This is a genomic window from Clostridium polyendosporum (assembly GCF_018332455.1).
Classification (GTDB): Bacteria; Bacillota; Clostridia; order Clostridiales; family Clostridiaceae; genus Clostridium_AY; species Clostridium_AY polyendosporum.
On record NZ_BOPZ01000002.1, the window covers coordinates 45843 to 62710 of the forward strand.

Here is a 16868-nt window from a genome sequence, read left to right on the forward strand (position 1 = left end):
ATATAAATATACTTGTAGAAAATTTTGGAGGTGTATATTGTAAATCGTTATTGTGTTACAATTTTATTTGAATAATAACACAGGAGGTAAAGAGTATGGAGGACAACTTTTATACTAAAAAAGAAGAGATAGTAAATGCCATAACACATGGGATAGGAGCTTGTTTGGCAATAGCTGCACTAGTAATATTGATAGTATTTGCAGTATTAAAAGGAACAATATGGCATATAGTGAGTTTTTCTATATATGGAGCAATGTTAGTGATTCTTTATATGGGATCAACACTATACCATAGCTTAACAAATAAAAAGGCTAAAAAATTGTTTAGAAAATTTGACCATATGTCTATATTTCTACTAATTGCAGGAACATACACTCCTTATTGTTTGACAGTACTTAGGGGATATCTTGGATGGACTATATTTGGAATAGTATGGGGCTGTACAATACTTGGAGTGTCCCTAAAAGCATTTTATATAGGAAAAAAAGAGATCCTTTCAACATTACTATATATAGTAATGGGGTGGCTAATAATTATAGCTATAAAACAATTATATTTACTTATGACATTTAGTGGGTTTATATTCTTAGTACTTGGAGGAGTATCATATACCCTTGGAACATATTTTTTTATAAAAGATAGAATGAGTTATAATCATGGTATATGGCATTTATTTGTAATGGCTGGAAGTATATTTCACTTCTTTTCAGTGATAAGCTTACTGTATGTAAGATAATATTTATAAATAAAACATATATAAATAGCAAGGGACAACTTACAAGTAGCCCCTTGCTTTGAATGTTTAATTATGTCATTTTATTTAATTTAGGCTAATTTATTTGTTATCATTTCACCAAGTGAAGACTAATTCAAATTTAATAGGCTCGATGCCTGCTTAGTTTTATTCTTCTAGTGATCTAGAAATATACTTATATATTTTTATTGTTTATAATTAAAAATGGCTTCTATTCTTGCGGTAATATTAATCTGGCCAGGAAGAATAGGGGTAGTTGGTGCAGCAAGCTTCATCATTGAAACCTCTTCAAAAGCAGATGAATAGCTTTCTTCTGTAATTTTAGAAGGGGTTTTATCTACATCCACTCCTAGAGAATTGCCTATCTCAACTGCTTTTTGTACAGCATTTTTTATAGCTAGATTTAAAGCTTGATTATAGTATATAGAAGTGTCTTCTACAGTAAAGATTATGTTATCTACACGGTTGACTCCACTAGATGTGGCGCGATCAATAACCTCACCTACTTTGGTTATATTTTTTATGGTTACAGATAAAGTGTTTGTAACTTTATATCCTCTAAATATTTGTTTTCCATCAACATAATCGTATTGAGGTTCAATATTATAAGAGGCTGTACGGATTTGTTTATTAGGAATACCCATTTGATGTAATTCGTTTATAACAGCAGTGGATTTTATTGCATTTTCTTCTTGAGCTACTTTTAAGTTAATGTTTTCTGTGATAACACTTAAATTAACAACTGCCACATTGGGTTCTACTTTTACCGTTCCTACTCCGTTAATTTTCATATTACCTTTTTTGGTAGTATATAAATCTGGATTGAAAAACATGTAATTCATCATAGAATTCATACCCTTTCTTTATTATAAGGCCTTTGCTATTATATATATATAAATAGCTTAAAAAAGTTGCCAAAGGAGAACTTAAACGAATGAATATTCAAATTTTTGGAATTAAGAAATGTTTTGATACAAAAAAGGCTGAACTTTATTTTAAGGAGAGAAAAATTAAATATCAATTTATTGATTTAACTAAGATTGGTCTAAGTAAAGGAGAGCTACAGAGTATTAAAACAGCAGTGGGATTAATGAACTTAATAAATAAAGAATCTAAGGAGTATGAAAGGCTAAATATTCAACATATTATTAGTAATAATATTAAGGAAGAGATATTATTAAATAATCCAAGGCTATATAAAACGCCTATAGTACGTAATGGAAGAAATGCAACAGTAGGATATGAACCAAGTATTTGGAAGACTTGGCAGTAGTATAAAACATGAAAAAAACTAAAATAAATGCCACATTAAATTTTTGCACTTTAATAAAGTTAATATGAATATAAAAGACTGTAAGATTAAAAAACTTTATGTGGCATTTATATATAAGTAGGATAGAATTATGTAATTATAACTATTTAATTCCTTTTATCTTACCTTTTAATGCTTTTATACGGCCATTTACATAGTTAGTAAGTTCCATTTTATTGTCTTTTATATTTGCTGGAGCATTAGAAACTATATTAATAATGTCTAATTTATTTCCTTTTATATCTTTTGCGACTTCAAAAGCTAAACATCTATTCTTTACACTCCAATAAGTATTGTTAAATTCCACTACTTGTCTTTTGTTATAGTATCCTTTTTCAATACCAAATTGAAATAAATCAGCGGCTGCTTCTAATTCTTCTAAGTCTTCAGCTTCTAAGGTCTCATTAATAAGAGTTTGAAATGTTTTCATTTATAACACCCCTTTTTAGTGAGATTAGTAATATTTTAAACTTATACTGTGTTTTATATACTGGACTATATTGGCCTATATACCAAGTAAAAAAGATATTTTATTGTTATATGAAGATGGTTTATAGATTTATTTGTTGTGATTTTACAAAGTAAAATCTGTCTAAAATCACATAGATTCTATACTTATCTACCTTACATAAAAACACAATCTTAATGCCAATATTTTCCATAAGAGTACAAGCAATTTAATAGTACAAACAGTACATTTATACCTTTTTTATTCACATTTGTCAATATGTATTTGTTTTTATTTGCTATGTTGCTAAAGATAAACCACTTCAATCTTTAAACAATTCATCAACATAGCCTCGACATGCAATGCTTTTTCATGAATTATAAGTTCAGTTATGAAGTTGTGTATCTATAAGAATAAATAACTTTAATTCTTAATGAATTCATGAAAATAGCCTCCGCACTCAAGGCTTTTTCTAAAATTTTTTATTCTATATGAAATTATATATCCTAAATTATGAATTCAGTTATGAGGTTATTTATCCATAGTTTATGTTAATGGTTTAATAATAAATGAGGGTGTTCTTGGGAACATTATTAATTAAAATATAACTTGAAAATTAATATGTATATAACTCTAAAAGGAGATAAAATAAATGGTTACCAAAGAATATTTGCTAGATACTAATATAGTTATAAGGGTATGGAACAAATATCCTAATTTATTTGATAATATAGAGAAGAGTGAGGGGATTGATTTTAAAATTTCTCAGGATATAGCTGAAGAGCTATCTAGAAAAGAATTTCGTGAGTATAATGGAGTTGCTATATTAACAGACAAGTTTATAAAGTTGCTTGGGCATATAATTAATAATAGTATTTATAGTCTTGAAGAAGATTACAAAACTAATGAGTATATCAAATATAAAAACAATAATAATATTTATTTAGTAAATGGTGATAAAATATCCGTGAATGACTATAATCTTATACATATATGCGAAATTTATAAACAATATATTTTAGTTACTGAGGATAAAAAATTGTTTAAAAGTGCAAAACTCTTATTAAATCCTTCTCAAGTTTTAACCTTTAACCAATTTATAGATGATTTAAAGAATTTAGAGATTTTATATAAATAAATTCTTAACTTTATTAAATATAGTATTTTTAAAATAATTTGGAAAAGGGGAATGTAGATGATTATAGGGATTAGTTTACTTTTAAAGTTAATTTTACTTACAGCAGTTATTCATTTAATAGATACCTTATCATACTCTGTTAGATTAAACTCAGTAAAAAGCGGAAATTTTGCATTATCACTTTCATTGTTTAATTTAATAGTTTTAATTTCAAGAACAGCTAATATGCTGCAAGGTCCGTTAATTGGAACGATGATTGATAACAGTATTCACAATAATTACAATCCAATCAATGAAGTAAGAGACGTTATTTTATCAACAACAATAGGTACATTACTGGGTGTTTTATTTATACCTACATTTTTAAAGTTATTTTCAAAAGCAGCTTTAAAATTTGAAGAAACAGGATCTATACCTAATTTAGTTATTCAATCTTTAAGCTTGGCTAATATAAAGGGTATAGCAAGAAATACTGTTAAACCATCTAAGTCTATGATTAAAAATCTTAGATATAAAAATATACCTAAACGGTTATTGTTATTAAATACAGTAATTACTGGTATATATACAATTGGTGTTTTATCAGCTTACTATGCTTCTATATATGTTCCAGATAAAAGATTAGCTGTATCGGCTTCTTCTGGTATGATTAATGGAATTGCAAGTATATTGTTAACAATATTTGTTGATCCTAAGGCTGCGATAATAACAGATGAAGCATATAGAGGGAAAAGAGAATATGGTGATGTAAAAGTCCTAGTTGTTATGCTTATAGGGACAAAGTTAATAGGAACATTATTAGGTCAATTATTACTAGTGCCATCAGCAAAATTTATAGCATTTTTTTATAGTTAAAAATGTTTATGAATTTGAAAATAGTTGAAAACTATTCAAGCGATTATAGATACATCTTTGTTTATTAATATAGTTAGCAAAGTAATAGTTGCCACAGAAGATGATGCTAGAGTAGTTTTAAGATGGTAGACAAGTTGTATATAAAATGTATCTCTAGTTAGCTGGCTTTTGTATAATATATTATTAATCCTATCACTTCAGTGTATTAGGTCTTAAGTAAGTGTTAATAATATAACTAAATATTTCCTAAATATTATTTATTCAAAACTATTTAGTATCTATACTATAGCATTTACACAAATTTGAGGTGATTGTGATGAGAATACCAAACCATATTGGAATTATTCCAGATGGGAACAGAAGATGGGCAGTGGGTAAAGGACTTTCTAAAGAAAAAGGATATGAAATAGGATTAGATCCAGGGTTAGTTCTTTTTAAACTATGTCAGCAGGTCGGTATTAAAGAGATAACATACTATGGATTTACTACAGATAATACAAAAAGACCAACTGAACAAAGAAAAGCTTTTACTGATGCCTGTATTAATGCAGTAAAGATGCTTTCAAAAGAAGATGCATCTTTGCTTGTAGTTGGGAATAAAGATTCTCCTATGTTCCCCAAAGAATTACTTCCCTTTACTAGTAGAAAAGCTTTTGGTAATGGAAGAATGAGAGTTAATTTTCTAGTGAATTACGGTTGGGAATGGGATCTAAACCACTTGAAGGTAGGGGATCCTACAAAAAAAAATATTATAAATTATATTAAATCTTATGATGTATCAAGAGTAGATTTAATTATACGTTGGGGAGGAAGGAGAAGGTTAAGTGGTTTTCTGCCAGTTCAATCAATCTATGCAGATTTTTATGTAGTAGACGATTATTGGCCAGATTTTGAACCAGAGCACTTTTTTCAAGCATTGAGATGGTATAATGAGCAGGATATTACTCTTGGAGGCTAATAATTGTCTTATGAGATTAAAATAATAAGTAGTTTTATATAAGCTCAACATAGTTTTCTTCCAAACAGTCCACTATAAAAGTCATTTCACCTCATTTAGAGGATGAAGTGGCTTTTTTATATGCTGTCATTTAATACTTTTCCTAAAATTCTTAATTCAATATTAACTTGTATATCTAGTTTTAGACAATTATTATTAAATTATGATAGAATAATATCTAAAATACATATGGAGGGTGTTAATTATGCCGATATTAAGATTAAGAGCAATAGAACCTAAAAAGATTTGTACTATAAGTACGGAGTTAATAGATGAGTTACAACAGCTAATAAAGTGTCCAAGAGAATCTTTCACTTTAGAAGTAGTACAGTCATTATTTATAAAGGATGGAGAATTTGTTGATGGAAATCCTTTGGTTGAGATTTCCTGGTTTGATAGAGGTCAAGAAATTCAAGATAAGACAGCACTAATAGTTACAAAGTATGTTAATTCTATGGGTTATAAGGATGTAGATGTAATTTTTAAAGCACTAGATAAAAATAAATATTATGAAAATGGTAAGCACTTTTAATATAATATAGGTGATAGAGCATAGTTGGTAAAATATTTAGGGGTATTAAATAAACTAATACCCCGATTGCTTTCCTATTATAATTACTTTAAATATTGCTTTTATAAATTGTCTTTTGATAAATAGTTTTTGGGGGAAGATAAATGCATAATAGAGTTGATAATATAATAAAAAAGTTTGTAAACAGATATTCTATATCCTACAATATTCAAACAAAGTGGAAACAACCACTTGTAGCGTATGCAAATGCAAGGGATAACATGTTTCTTGATCTTAAAGAAATTATTAGTCCATCCCACGCATTACCCCAAGATTTTTTACCGGATGCGGAAACAGTAATCACTTATTTTATACCTTTTGATGATGCTATAGTTAAAAGTAATATTGAAGGTAGGGAGTGTTCAAAATTATGGGCAGTTGCTTACATAGAAACTAACCAGCTAATATCAGACTTGAATATTTTTGTTAAGGACGAATTAAAGGAGTTAGGATATGATGCAACCAATATTCCTGCAACACATAATTTTGATAAGAAAAAGCTGATAAGTGACTGGTCTCATAGACATGTAGCGGTTATCGCTGGTCTGGGGAAGTTTGGGCTTAATAATATGTTAATTACAGATAAAGGATGTTGTGGTAGGGTAGGTAGTATAGTGACAAATTTGAAGATAGAGCCTACAGAAAGAAATAATATAGAATATTGTTTATACAAACATCAGAATATTTGTAAAAAGTGTGTAGATAGGTGCGTAAATGATGCTTTAAAAATTGATTATTTTAATAGAAATAGGTGTTATGAAATGTGCTTATATAATGACAAGAAGCATCCTGATATTGGGTTGTCAGATGTTTGTGGGAAGTGCTTAGTTGGTGTTCCTTGTTCACTGGGGAACCCTACAAAAGGTAGGTAACTAATTATCGGAATAATTAATTAAAGGGTATCTCTTTTTTAGAGGTACCCTTTGTTGCTCTTTATAGTATATTTACATTTAAGGCCTTATAGTAAACCGCTGATTTGTTAAATCTTCTTAATATTTAATCTATGCTTCTAAATCGTGCTCAAACTTAGTTTAATATAGATGCACAATTTATTATGCAAAATAATATGATAAAACGAGAATAGTAATAGTTTTTTATCTTTATTAGCTAAATAACTTACCATGATTTTAGTGGGATTGAGAATAATCTATTATTAGTACAAGCTTTGATTAATATTTGTAGCTAAATTATTTTATTAATATTGGGATGTGGTTTTTAGTGTCAGAACTAAATCAAGATACAACACCATTATTTGATGCCGTAAAAAAATATGTAGATGATATGGTAGTTCAATTTCATGTACCTGGTCACAAACAAGGTAAGGGTATAGAAGAACTAAAAGATTATGTAGGCGACAAGGTACTTCGTATGGATGCCAATGCAATGAAAGAGCTAGATTATCTTAATAACCCAACTGGAGCTATATTAGAGTCAGAAAAACTTTTTGCAGATGCATTTAATGCGGATAAAGCTTATTTTTTAGTAAATGGTACCACATCTGGAGTCCAAGCAATGATTATGAGTTCATGTAATCCTGGAGATGAAGTTATAATTCCTAGAAATGCACATAAATCAGCAATTGGAGGAATTATATTAAGCGGTGCAATACCTGTATATGTACAGCCAGAAATATCATCGAGATTAGCTATTCCGATGGGAGTAACTGTTGATAATATAAAAAAGGTAATAGAGGAACATCCACATGCAAAGGCGGTTTTTATAATTAACCCAACTTATTATGGTGCAGCCTCTGATATAAAATCAATAGTTGAAATTGCTCATAAGAAAGGTATGGCTGTGATTGTAGATGAAGCACATGGTGCACATATGGGCTTTAATAAGGACTTTCCAATTACAGCTATGGAGGCTGGAGCAGATATGAGCGCTGCAAGCATTCATAAAACGGCTGGCTCCATGACACAAAGTTCTATATTATTGCTAAAGAGTACAATAATATCTAGTGACAGAGTTGGACAAATATTAAATCTGCTTTACACGTCAAGTGCATCATATGTATTAATGTGTTCTTTAGATATAGCACGTAAACAGCTTGCAACAAAGGGATGTGCAATGCTTGATAGGGCCTTAGAATTGGCAAGATGGACAAGAAATGAAATAAATAAAATTAATGGGTTATATGCTTTTGGTAAGGAGCTTATTGGAACACCTGGTTGCTATGACTTTGATGAAACAAAGATTGGAGTTAATTTAAAAGATATAGGACTTACAGGCTATTACGTTGAATCTGTTCTTAGAAAAGATTATAATATACAAATTGAATTATCGGATCTGTACAATATCCTTGGTATAATAAGCATAGGAGATACAAAAAAGAGTGTACAAATTATTGTAGATGCTCTAGCTAATATAGCTTCAAAAGCAAATAATAAGGATGCCTTAGGAACTATAATAATACCTAATAATCCTAAAGTTGTAGTTTCACCAAGAAATGCATTCTATAGTCCTAAAAAAGTGGTGAAGCTTGAAGATGCAGTGGGAGAGATTTCGGGGGAAATGATAATGGCATATCCACCGGGTATACCTATTGTATGCCCTGGTGAACAGCTATCAAAAGATATAATTAAATATATTACAATCTTAAAAAATCAAAACTGCCAGATTCAAGGATCTTCAGATCCTTATACAAATTATATAAAAGTTTTAGATATTAAATAAATTTATAAAAAAGCTTATGTATATATAGATAAATGACTTCATGACTGAATTGATTTACTGCCATTTCATGAAGTGAAATCTGACTCAAGCTAAGTAGGTTCGATTCCTGCTTAGCTTTATTAAGGAGTGAGGCTGGTTATCTTTAGTACATAAGCTTTCTTGTATTATATTTTTTCAGAGCTTTTTGGATAATTATATATATATATTACAAATAATATTTTCGTAATATAAATTCTAAAAGAGATATATGAGATAAATAAATAGACCATCCCTTTATAAAAAAATTTAAAATATGAGGGATGGTTTTATTTTATTCCATTTACAAAGTGAAGTTTGGGTAAAAATGAGCAGGCTTGATAACTGATCATTTTTACTAGTGTAAATTTTAAATGCTAGAATTTTTACTAAGAAGGAGGTGAGCTTTAATGAAGGTTTGGTATTTATATATCTTCCTTCGTTAAAAATAAGTTATGTTGTTACCAGTAAAGTTAGGATTTAGAATGCCAGCAGAGTGGGAAAAACGATTAAGAACATTTATGGAGTGGCCTATAAGGGAAGAGATATGGTCTCATGGATTAGAAAATGCTAAAAAAGGATACTCACAGGTTGCAAAGGTTATTGCAGAATTTGAAGAAGTGATTATGATTGCGCGGGCGGACATGGTTGAAGAAGCAAAAAGAATGTGTGGTGAAAAGGTAAAAGTTGTACCAATGGAACATGATGATTCATGGATAAGGGATAACGGTCCTACTTTTATTATTAATAGCAAAGGTGAACTTGCAGGAGTTAATTGGAAATTTAATGCTTGGGGAGAAAAGTATACACCGTATGATAAGGATGATAAGGTAGCTGAAAAAGTACTAGAGCTTTATGAAATACCTAGATTTGATGCTCCAATTGTTCTTGAAGGAGGTTCAATACACGTAGATGGGGAAGGTACTCTTATTACTACAGAAGAATGTCTTTTGAATAGAAAAAGGAATCCTCACTTAACTAGGGGGCATATTGAGGAAGTTCTTACAGAATATTTAGCTGTAGAAAAAGTTATATGGCTTAAGAAAGGACTATATGGAGATGAAACAGATGGTCATGTTGATAATGTTGCATGTTTTGCAAAACCAGGCACTATAGTAATTCAGGTATGTAGGAATAGAGAAGATCCTAACTACATGATAACTATAGAAAACCTAAAACTCTTAGAAAATGCAAGAGATGCAAAAGACAGAATGTTTGAGATTATACAAATTGAACAACCACCTGCAAGGTATCTAAATGGTGAGAGACTTACATTAAGTTATATAAATTACTATCCTGTTGAGGGAGGAATCATCTTACCGGTGTTTGGTGGAGATGCAGAACATACAGATAAGGAAGCAATTAAAATATTACAAGATATTTATCCTTATAGAAAAATAGTACCCGTTGATGGGATGCCAATTATTAAGGGGGGAGGAAATGTGCACTGCATTACTCAACAGATGCCTTACGGAAGTCCTGCAAAACTTTAGTTATATAGGTAAGTAAACATAACCCATCTCTAAGTTGAATTTCTTAATTAATAAAAAGTAAATAGAGTACGTAATAAATTATCTTTAATCACTATAGATAATTTATTACCTAACAATAAAATAACAATATAATCGCTAATAAAAATATTTATGAATGAAAATTGTGATTGATTGTTAAAATATATCTTGTAGCAGTTTTTATGAAAAGAGGTGTTTATATGACTGTCAGTTCTAAAGTAAAAGGTACCCTTGCAAGCCTAAAGGGCACTCAGGGGATATTAAGGATATATTCTATACAAGAGCCAGTTATAGAGGCTAGATCTGTATATAAAGAAGCATTAAAGGTTACAGATAGAATTATTAACGATTTAGAAGAGAGAATAAAAACTCTAGAATTTGAGGAACCACAATATAAAGGTAATTAAGCGAGGTAAAACAATGAACAACTTGCTAATAATAGTATTGAGATCTATTTTTTTGTTTTTTTTAACTTTAGTTTTAACAAGAGTTATGGGGAAAAGAAGTTTATCTAATATGTTACCTTTTAATTTTATTTGTTATTTAGTTGTTGCTATCATAGCCTCTTTAATCTCATTAAATATTATTACTAATTTATTTTTTGGATTAATAGCACTAGCTATTTGGGGACTGTTTCCCATTGCATTAGATTATTTAAGTATGAAAAGTAAGTGGATACATGATGTAGTTACTGGAAAACAGTGGGTTTTGATGAAGAATGGTAAGGTTATGGAAGAAAATTTGAGCGAAGTAAGACTTACAGGAGAAGAACTTTTAAGAGAATTACGTTCAAAAAATGTTTTTAATTTAGCAGATGTAGAATTCGCTATAATGGAGTCAACGGGAGAAATAAATATATGCCTAAAATCAGATAAAAAACCAGTTACAGCTCATGATTTAGGGACAAAAGTTTCACCAAAAGTTGAGCCTCAAACAATAATATTAGATGGAAATATACTTAATGAAGGTCTTACAAATATGGGATTAAATCAAGAATGGCTTAAAACACAACTGGAGAATGCTGGAGTAGCACTAGAGAATGTCTTCATTGCTCAAGTAGATTCTTCAGGTGAGATATATATAGATCTTTTTGATGATAATATACAAGTTCCACAGCCAAAGGTCAAAGAGTTACTTTATGCTAATATAGAAAAAGTTCAATCCGATCTTATGTCTTTTGCATTAGAAACACAAAGTGAAAATGCTAAATCCATGTACTTATATCATGCTAAAAAATTAGAAGAAGTAATGAAAAAATTAAAACCTTATTTACTAAGATAGAAGGTGATTTAATGTCAGATAAAAAAAAGAAGAAATTAACTCCAACTCAACAGCAGTATCAAGAGTTCGCCCAGACTATAGAACCTAAAAGACCTGTTTTGAAAAACTGTATAAAGGCTTTTTGGGTAGGGGGAACAATATGTACTATAGGTCAAGGATTACAATGGGCATTTATTAATTACTTCAATTTTGATGAAAAGACAGCTGGAAACCCAACATCGGCAGTATTAATTATGATTTCAGTTTTACTAACGGGGTTAGGTCTTTATGATCATATTGGACAGTGGGCTGGAGCAGGAACAAGTATTCCAGTTACAGGCTTTGCTAATTCTATAGCTTCTGCTGCTATTGAGCATAAAACTGAAGGGTTTGTTTTAGGAACAGCAGGAAATATGTTTAAGATAGGTGGAGCAGTTATTGTTTATGGTGTATTTGCAGCTTTTGTAGTTGTACTTATTAAAGTTACTATTAAATGGTTAGGTGGGATGTAAGTGATTAAAGGACATCAATCATGGATTTTTAAATCTAATCCCACTATAATTGCTTCTGCTGCTGTGGGAGGACCTTTTGAATCTAAAGGGGCTTTAGCAGAAGATTTTGATATACTTCATGAAGATATATGGATAGGCCAAGATAGTTTTGAAAAGGCGGAAAAAGTTCTTTTAGAACATGCATGTGAAAGAGCAATTCAGAAGTCTGGATTAAAAAAAGAGGATATTCAATTTTTTTTAAGTGGAGATTTAATGAATCAAATTATTTCAAGTAGTTTTGCTGCTCGTACTCTAGGCATGCCTTTTCTCGGAGTTTTTGGTGCATGCTCAAGTGCCATGGAAGGATTAGCTTTAGCTAGTTTAATTGTAGACAGTAAGGCTGCAAATTATGTAATCGCAGGTGCTTCCAGTCATAATGCAGCTGCAGAAAAACAATTTAGATATCCTACTGAATATGGAGGTCAAAAACCACCTACTGCTCAATGGACTGTAACAGGAGCGGGAGCAGCAGTAGTGGGAAGTAAAGGAGATGGACCTAGAGTTACTTCAGCGACTATAGGTAGAGTAATAGATATGGGAATTTCTGATCCATTTAATATGGGAGCAGCAATGGCACCAGCAGCAGTAGACACTATTGAAGCTCACTTTAGAGATTTAAATGTAGATTCATCTTATTACGATATTATTGCTACTGGTGATTTAGGAAAAGTAGGCCATGAAATTGCAGCGAACTTATTAATAAAACATGGGATTATAATACCTTCAGAAAAATTTACAGATTGTGGGGTTTTAATATATAAAGAGAACCAACCAGTTTTCTCAGGAGCTAGCGGTTGTGCTTGTTCTGCCACAGTAACCTATGGTCATTTTCTTAATAGGATGAGAAGAGGAGAATTAAAAAGACTATTAATTGTTGCAACAGGTGCATTAATGTCTCCAATGTCATATCAGCAAAAAGAAAGTATACCATGTATAGCCCATGCAGTATCAATAGAAATGTAAAAAGAGGTGTTCATATATCATGGAAAAGTTTATTTGGGCATTTATAGTAGGTGGGGCAATATGTGTTATTGGGCAGATTATGATGGATGTATTCAAACTTACTCCTGCTCATACTACTTGTTCATTAGTTGTAGTTGGAGCTATTCTAGGAGGTATGGGATTGTATGAACCTTTAGTAAAGTTTGCAGGAGCCGGTGCATCTGTACCTATCAGCAGCTTTGGAAATGCTTTAGTAAAAGGAGCTCTGATGGAAGCAGAGCAGACTGGTTTTATTGGGATACTAACAGGGATTTTTGAGATTACCAGTGCAGGTATTTCTTCCGCTTTAATTTTTGGTTTTTTAGCTGCTCTAATTTTTAAGCCTAAGGGTTAGATATATTGAAAGGAGGTGAAATTTATGACAGTAGGAACTCAAATGCAACAAGCAATTGCAGGAATTCAAAGTGCTGCTGCTACAATGAAAACCTTTGCTTTAGAAACTCAAGATCAACAAGCAAAACAAGATTTTCAACAAATTGCTCAGCAACTTGATAGTGCACTTAATGTCTTAGAAGGAAGAAAACAATATATTGAGCAACAAGAACCTCAATATAAACAACAATAATTTTATTTATCTATAACTAAAGTGTAGTTAGTAGTTTTATTTAATTTTATTGATATAGACTTACATAAATTATATAAGTTGAATTGAATAAATAAAACTAACTATAAATAGGTTCTAATCAATTTAGTCAAATTTCACTTTATGAATGAAGTGGAAACAAATAAAACAGCTGGAGTGTATATCCAGCTGTTTTTCAATAAGTTAGTATTTTTTTGTAGTATTTTGTGATTGATTATTCTTTTGATTTTGTTGTTGGTTCTGCATAATACCTTGCATCATATTCTGCATTTGACCTTGTTGTTGTCCTCCCTGACCCTGCATACCTTGCTGGTTCATACTTTGGCCTATATTTGCTATTGTTTGAGGAACTTTATCTAATAGCTGATTTATATCTAAATTACTGCTTTTTTCATTAACAGGAAGCATAGACACTGATTCCTTATCAATAACTACTACTGCATTGGTAGAAATTTTAGCACCTAAACCTAGACCACCTGGAGAATCTGCTGCATTACCATAACCTACTGTAACAGACATTACAGGAACTAAAGTTTTATCTCCAACGGAAAGTGGATGACCAAGAACAGTTTCTGTATCTACAAGATTTTTAAGGTCTGAAAATAATGTATCCTGATATGATCCCTTTAATCATTGGATTCAGCCATGATATGACTATACGCAAGTCGGATAATACCTCTGAACTAGCAGCAAAAGTAGTTTTTAATGGAAATACTTCTAATAACAATATCAATAGTAAGAGTATAATTATTAGCATTAATAAAAAAAACATATTATTACCTCTCTAATTAATAATTAGTCAGTAAATAAAACTTATCTTTCTCTATCAATAGTATGTCAACTATTATCATTAATATTAATTGAAATATATTCATAAGTTTTCAAATCTTCAAAGTTAATGTACATATAAATAAATTATCTAGACTATGAGAATCTATCAAATTTTTAGATGAAATGTATAATATTTTTATTTTTACTAAAAATATTTATGAGGTGAGGTAAATATGCAAATACAACTTAGTCAAAAAGAAAGAATGATTTTAGAGGACTTAAAAACTCAAGAAGAAGTTTGTATCCAAAAATATAATAACTACTCTCAACAAGTTCAAGATTATCAGTTAAAGCAGCTTTGCAGCAAATTGGCTGGAGCAGAACAGCAACATTACAATACTATCAACCAATTACTGCAAGGTCAGCAACCAAATTTAAATCAAAGCCAACAAGGTCAACAATCACAACAAAATCAACAAATGCAACAAACTTCAACTCAGAATCCTGTACCAGGATCTGTTAATCAAAATGATAAGATGCTCTGTACTGATTTACTAGCTACAGAGAAGCATGTTTCAGGAAATTATGATATTGGTATTTTTGAATCTGCTTCTCCGCAAGTTAGACAGACACTACAACATATTCAGCAAGAAGAACAAAAACATGGAGAAGAGTTATTTAACTACATGCAAAGTCATGGAATGTATAATGTAAAATAGATTTTATAGAAAAAATAGCATTAGGGGATTACCTGGTGCTATTTTTTCTATTATTTCTGAATATAAATTTGAAATTTTATGATAAAGCTTAAAGATTAAATATAAGATGTTATTTATAAAACTATAAAAGTTATTATAATTAATATTTAAACAATAATATACTAGAAGTTATAATGATAATAAAAATAGAATCATGATTATTAATTGGAGGATCAATTATGGAAGTTACAGCATTAGGTGCAATCATAGGGCTAATTATAGCAATTATACTTATTATTAAAAAGGTTCATCCAGCATATGGATTAATACTTGGTGCAATTATAGGAGGAATATTGGGAGGAGCAGGGCTTATAGGAACTGTTGATTTAATGATTAATGGAACAAAAGAAATAATGCCAGCAGTACTTAGAATCTTAACAGCTGGTGTCCTTGCAGGAGTACTTATCGAATCTGGTGCAGCAGCAAAAATTGCAGAAACTATAGTAGATGAACTAGGAGAATCTAATTCCCTGATAGCTCTATCTATAGCGACCTTAGTATTAACCTCTGTAGGGGTATTTATTGATGTAGCAATTATAACTGTAGCACCAATAGCATTGGGTATTGGAAGAAGGATAAACTTAACTAAAACAGCTATTCTTATTGCAATGATTGGTGGTGGTAAAGCTGGAAACTTAATGTCTCCAAACCCTAATGCTATAGCAGCATCAGATAGCTTTAAGGTACCACTTATTTCTGTTATGGCAGCAGGTATAATTCCAGGATTTGTAGGACTTATAGTTACTTGCTTGATAGCAAAAAAGTTATCAATGAAGGGGACAAGTGTAGATTTAAGTGAAGGTGCATTAACTTCTGAAATAAAACCAGCATTTCTAACAGCTATTGCTGGACCACTTGTAGCAATCATATTATTATCCTTGAGACCATTATTTAAGATTAGTATAGACCCTGTTATAGCATTACCAATCGGTGGAGTAGTAGGTGCTTTATGCATGGGAAAAATAAAAAATATAAACAGATATGCTGCAATTGGACTTTCAAAAATAAGCGGAGTTGTAATACTTCTTCTTGGTACAGGTGCAATAGCAGGAATCATTGCAAATTCACAATTAAAGAATGTTATTATAGATATACTTAATACTTTAGGACTGCCAGCTTTTATGTTAGCACCTATGGCAGGTATTTTAATGTCAGGAGCAACTGCTTCAACAACTTCAGGTACTGCTGTGGGAAGTCAGGTCTTTGGGCCAACGATACTTCAGCTTGGAGTTAAACCATTAGCTACTGCTGCGATGATACATGCAGGAGCAACTGTGTTAGATCATCTTCCTCATGGAAGCTTTTTTCATACTACTGGTGGAAGTGTGTTTATGGATATGAAGGAAAGATTAAAGCTTATACCTTATGAATTATTAATAGGTTTATTAATGACAATAATATCAACTATAATATTTGGATTCATAATGTAGATTAATAAATATAATAAAGATAAACAGACATCGAGCTTGCATAGCTTTAGTTCAAATGATAACAAATAAAAGTAGTACCAGTATTACAGTACTACTTTTTTAAATATACAATATAGATTTTAAAATATAAAACAATAATATAGAGCACGTAACGATCTACCTTACACCACTATAAATAACTTATTACCTAACAATAATCTTTCGACTATAATCAAGCAGGTCATTACTAATAATG

19 protein-coding genes and 1 pseudogene are annotated in these 16868 nt (G+C 30.5%); 17 read left to right on the forward strand and 3 right to left on the reverse strand.

The annotated features are described in order from the left end of the window. Positions 1 to 95: 95 nt before the first annotated feature. Positions 96 to 737 (forward strand): PAQR family membrane homeostasis protein TrhA, encoded by a 642-nt coding sequence (gene trhA, locus CPJCM30710_RS01305; protein WP_212902363.1) that lies wholly within the window; start codon positions 96 to 98, stop codon positions 735 to 737. 203 nt (positions 738 to 940) lie between these two features. On the opposite strand, the gene CPJCM30710_RS01310 is transcribed toward trhA, so the two are convergent. After that, on the reverse strand, positions 941 to 1600 hold the full coding sequence (locus CPJCM30710_RS01310; protein WP_212902364.1) for an SIMPL domain-containing protein: 660 nt from the start codon (positions 1598 to 1600) through the stop codon (positions 941 to 943). 89 nt (positions 1601 to 1689) lie between these two features. On the opposite strand from CPJCM30710_RS01310, the gene CPJCM30710_RS01315 reads away from it, so the two are divergent. Beyond that, positions 1690 to 2028, forward strand: coding sequence for an arsenate reductase family protein (locus CPJCM30710_RS01315; RefSeq protein WP_212902365.1), 339 nt, complete (start codon positions 1690 to 1692; stop codon positions 2026 to 2028). Between the two features lie 142 nt (positions 2029 to 2170). On the opposite strand, the gene CPJCM30710_RS01320 is transcribed toward CPJCM30710_RS01315, so the two are convergent. Continuing rightward, entirely contained in the window at positions 2171 to 2497 is a 327-nt protein-coding gene (locus tag CPJCM30710_RS01320; protein WP_212902366.1) for a hypothetical protein, read from the reverse strand. Between the two features lie 670 nt (positions 2498 to 3167). Here CPJCM30710_RS01320 and CPJCM30710_RS01325 point away from each other — a divergent pair. The 13 genes from CPJCM30710_RS01325 (at position 3168) to CPJCM30710_RS01385 (ending at position 13656) form a co-directional block, all read left to right on the forward strand. Continuing rightward, the gene (locus CPJCM30710_RS01325; RefSeq protein WP_212902367.1) at positions 3168 to 3653 is read left to right on the forward strand and encodes a PIN domain-containing protein; all 486 of its coding nucleotides are present in this window, start codon (positions 3168 to 3170) and stop codon (positions 3651 to 3653) included. Between the two features lie 57 nt (positions 3654 to 3710). Further along, positions 3711 to 4508 carry a lipid II flippase Amj family protein gene (locus CPJCM30710_RS01330; RefSeq protein ID WP_212902368.1) on the forward strand — a complete coding sequence of 266 codons (798 nt, stop codon included), beginning with the start codon at positions 3711 to 3713 and terminating at the stop codon, positions 4506 to 4508. Between the two features lie 316 nt (positions 4509 to 4824). Further along, the gene (locus CPJCM30710_RS01335; protein ID WP_212902369.1) at positions 4825 to 5466 is read left to right on the forward strand and encodes an undecaprenyl diphosphate synthase family protein; all 642 of its coding nucleotides are present in this window, start codon (positions 4825 to 4827) and stop codon (positions 5464 to 5466) included. Positions 5467 to 5710: 244 nt separating this feature from the next. Further along, positions 5711 to 6037, forward strand: coding sequence for a DUF1904 domain-containing protein (locus CPJCM30710_RS01340; RefSeq protein WP_212902370.1), 327 nt, complete (start codon positions 5711 to 5713; stop codon positions 6035 to 6037). Positions 6038 to 6180: 143 nt separating this feature from the next. Further along, positions 6181 to 6948, forward strand: a complete 768-nt coding sequence (locus tag CPJCM30710_RS01345; RefSeq protein WP_212902371.1) for an epoxyqueuosine reductase — start codon at positions 6181 to 6183, stop codon at positions 6946 to 6948. A 334-nt stretch (positions 6949 to 7282) separates the two neighbouring features. After that, positions 7283 to 8752, forward strand: a complete 1470-nt coding sequence (locus tag CPJCM30710_RS01350) for an aminotransferase class I/II-fold pyridoxal phosphate-dependent enzyme (protein ID WP_212902372.1) — start codon at positions 7283 to 7285, stop codon at positions 8750 to 8752. A gap of 473 nt (positions 8753 to 9225) precedes the next feature. Next, entirely contained in the window at positions 9226 to 10260 is a 1035-nt protein-coding gene (gene aguA, locus CPJCM30710_RS01355; RefSeq protein ID WP_407644968.1) for an agmatine deiminase, read from the forward strand. A gap of 218 nt (positions 10261 to 10478) precedes the next feature. Beyond that, positions 10479 to 10685 (forward strand): DUF1657 domain-containing protein, encoded by a 207-nt coding sequence (locus tag CPJCM30710_RS01360; protein WP_212902374.1) that lies wholly within the window; start codon positions 10479 to 10481, stop codon positions 10683 to 10685. 13 nt (positions 10686 to 10698) lie between these two features. Then, on the forward strand, positions 10699 to 11559 hold the full coding sequence (locus CPJCM30710_RS01365) for a DUF421 domain-containing protein (protein ID WP_212902375.1): 861 nt from the start codon (positions 10699 to 10701) through the stop codon (positions 11557 to 11559). A gap of 11 nt (positions 11560 to 11570) precedes the next feature. Continuing rightward, a complete protein-coding gene (spoVAC, locus tag CPJCM30710_RS01370; protein WP_212902376.1) occupies positions 11571 to 12050 on the forward strand; it encodes a stage V sporulation protein AC in 480 nt (159 codons plus the stop codon). Next, positions 12051 to 13052 (forward strand): stage V sporulation protein AD, encoded by a 1002-nt coding sequence (gene spoVAD / locus CPJCM30710_RS01375; RefSeq protein WP_212902377.1) that lies wholly within the window; start codon positions 12051 to 12053, stop codon positions 13050 to 13052. It begins immediately after the preceding gene. Positions 13053 to 13071: 19 nt separating this feature from the next. Next, a complete protein-coding gene (spoVAE, locus tag CPJCM30710_RS01380) occupies positions 13072 to 13425 on the forward strand; it encodes a stage V sporulation protein AE (RefSeq protein ID WP_212902378.1) in 354 nt (117 codons plus the stop codon). A 24-nt stretch (positions 13426 to 13449) separates the two neighbouring features. Continuing rightward, on the forward strand, positions 13450 to 13656 hold the full coding sequence (locus CPJCM30710_RS01385) for a DUF1657 domain-containing protein (protein WP_212902379.1): 207 nt from the start codon (positions 13450 to 13452) through the stop codon (positions 13654 to 13656). 201 nt (positions 13657 to 13857) lie between these two features. Here the strand turns inward: CPJCM30710_RS01385 and CPJCM30710_RS01390 are convergent. Continuing rightward, a pseudogene (locus tag CPJCM30710_RS01390) lies at positions 13858 to 14208 on the reverse strand (GerW family sporulation protein); the annotation flags it as partial. Positions 14209 to 14678: 470 nt separating this feature from the next. On the opposite strand from CPJCM30710_RS01390, the gene CPJCM30710_RS01395 reads away from it, so the two are divergent. Further along, entirely contained in the window at positions 14679 to 15164 is a 486-nt protein-coding gene (locus CPJCM30710_RS01395; RefSeq protein ID WP_212902381.1) for a spore coat protein, read from the forward strand. Between the two features lie 218 nt (positions 15165 to 15382). Beyond that, positions 15383 to 16633 carry a GntP family permease gene (locus CPJCM30710_RS01400; RefSeq protein ID WP_212902382.1) on the forward strand — a complete coding sequence of 417 codons (1251 nt, stop codon included), beginning with the start codon at positions 15383 to 15385 and terminating at the stop codon, positions 16631 to 16633. Positions 16634 to 16868: the final 235 nt, after the last annotated feature.

What these genes read in the sequence shown, in the direction of transcription:
- trhA (WP_212902363.1), top strand. Translation starts at nt 96, where the DNA reads ATGGAGGACAACTTTTATACTAAAAAAGAAGAGATAGTAAATGCCATA.
- CPJCM30710_RS01310 (WP_212902364.1), bottom strand. Translation starts at nt 1,600, where the DNA reads ATGATGAATTACATGTTTTTCAATCCAGATTTATATACTACCAAAAAA.
- CPJCM30710_RS01315 (WP_212902365.1), top strand. Translation starts at nt 1,690, where the DNA reads ATGAATATTCAAATTTTTGGAATTAAGAAATGTTTTGATACAAAAAAG.
- CPJCM30710_RS01320 (WP_212902366.1), bottom strand. Translation starts at nt 2,497, where the DNA reads ATGAAAACATTTCAAACTCTTATTAATGAGACCTTAGAAGCTGAAGAC.
- CPJCM30710_RS01325 (WP_212902367.1), top strand. Translation starts at nt 3,168, where the DNA reads ATGGTTACCAAAGAATATTTGCTAGATACTAATATAGTTATAAGGGTA.
- CPJCM30710_RS01330 (WP_212902368.1), top strand. Translation starts at nt 3,711, where the DNA reads ATGATTATAGGGATTAGTTTACTTTTAAAGTTAATTTTACTTACAGCA.
- CPJCM30710_RS01335 (WP_212902369.1), top strand. Translation starts at nt 4,825, where the DNA reads ATGAGAATACCAAACCATATTGGAATTATTCCAGATGGGAACAGAAGA.
- CPJCM30710_RS01340 (WP_212902370.1), top strand. Translation starts at nt 5,711, where the DNA reads ATGCCGATATTAAGATTAAGAGCAATAGAACCTAAAAAGATTTGTACT.
- CPJCM30710_RS01345 (WP_212902371.1), top strand. Translation starts at nt 6,181, where the DNA reads ATGCATAATAGAGTTGATAATATAATAAAAAAGTTTGTAAACAGATAT.
- CPJCM30710_RS01350 (WP_212902372.1), top strand. Translation starts at nt 7,283, where the DNA reads ATGTGGTTTTTAGTGTCAGAACTAAATCAAGATACAACACCATTATTT.
- CPJCM30710_RS01360 (WP_212902374.1), top strand. Translation starts at nt 10,479, where the DNA reads ATGACTGTCAGTTCTAAAGTAAAAGGTACCCTTGCAAGCCTAAAGGGC.
- CPJCM30710_RS01365 (WP_212902375.1), top strand. Translation starts at nt 10,699, where the DNA reads ATGAACAACTTGCTAATAATAGTATTGAGATCTATTTTTTTGTTTTTT.
- spoVAC (WP_212902376.1), top strand. Translation starts at nt 11,571, where the DNA reads ATGTCAGATAAAAAAAAGAAGAAATTAACTCCAACTCAACAGCAGTAT.
- spoVAE (WP_212902378.1), top strand. Translation starts at nt 13,072, where the DNA reads ATGGAAAAGTTTATTTGGGCATTTATAGTAGGTGGGGCAATATGTGTT.
- CPJCM30710_RS01385 (WP_212902379.1), top strand. Translation starts at nt 13,450, where the DNA reads ATGACAGTAGGAACTCAAATGCAACAAGCAATTGCAGGAATTCAAAGT.
- CPJCM30710_RS01395 (WP_212902381.1), top strand. Translation starts at nt 14,679, where the DNA reads ATGCAAATACAACTTAGTCAAAAAGAAAGAATGATTTTAGAGGACTTA.
- CPJCM30710_RS01400 (WP_212902382.1), top strand. Translation starts at nt 15,383, where the DNA reads ATGGAAGTTACAGCATTAGGTGCAATCATAGGGCTAATTATAGCAATT.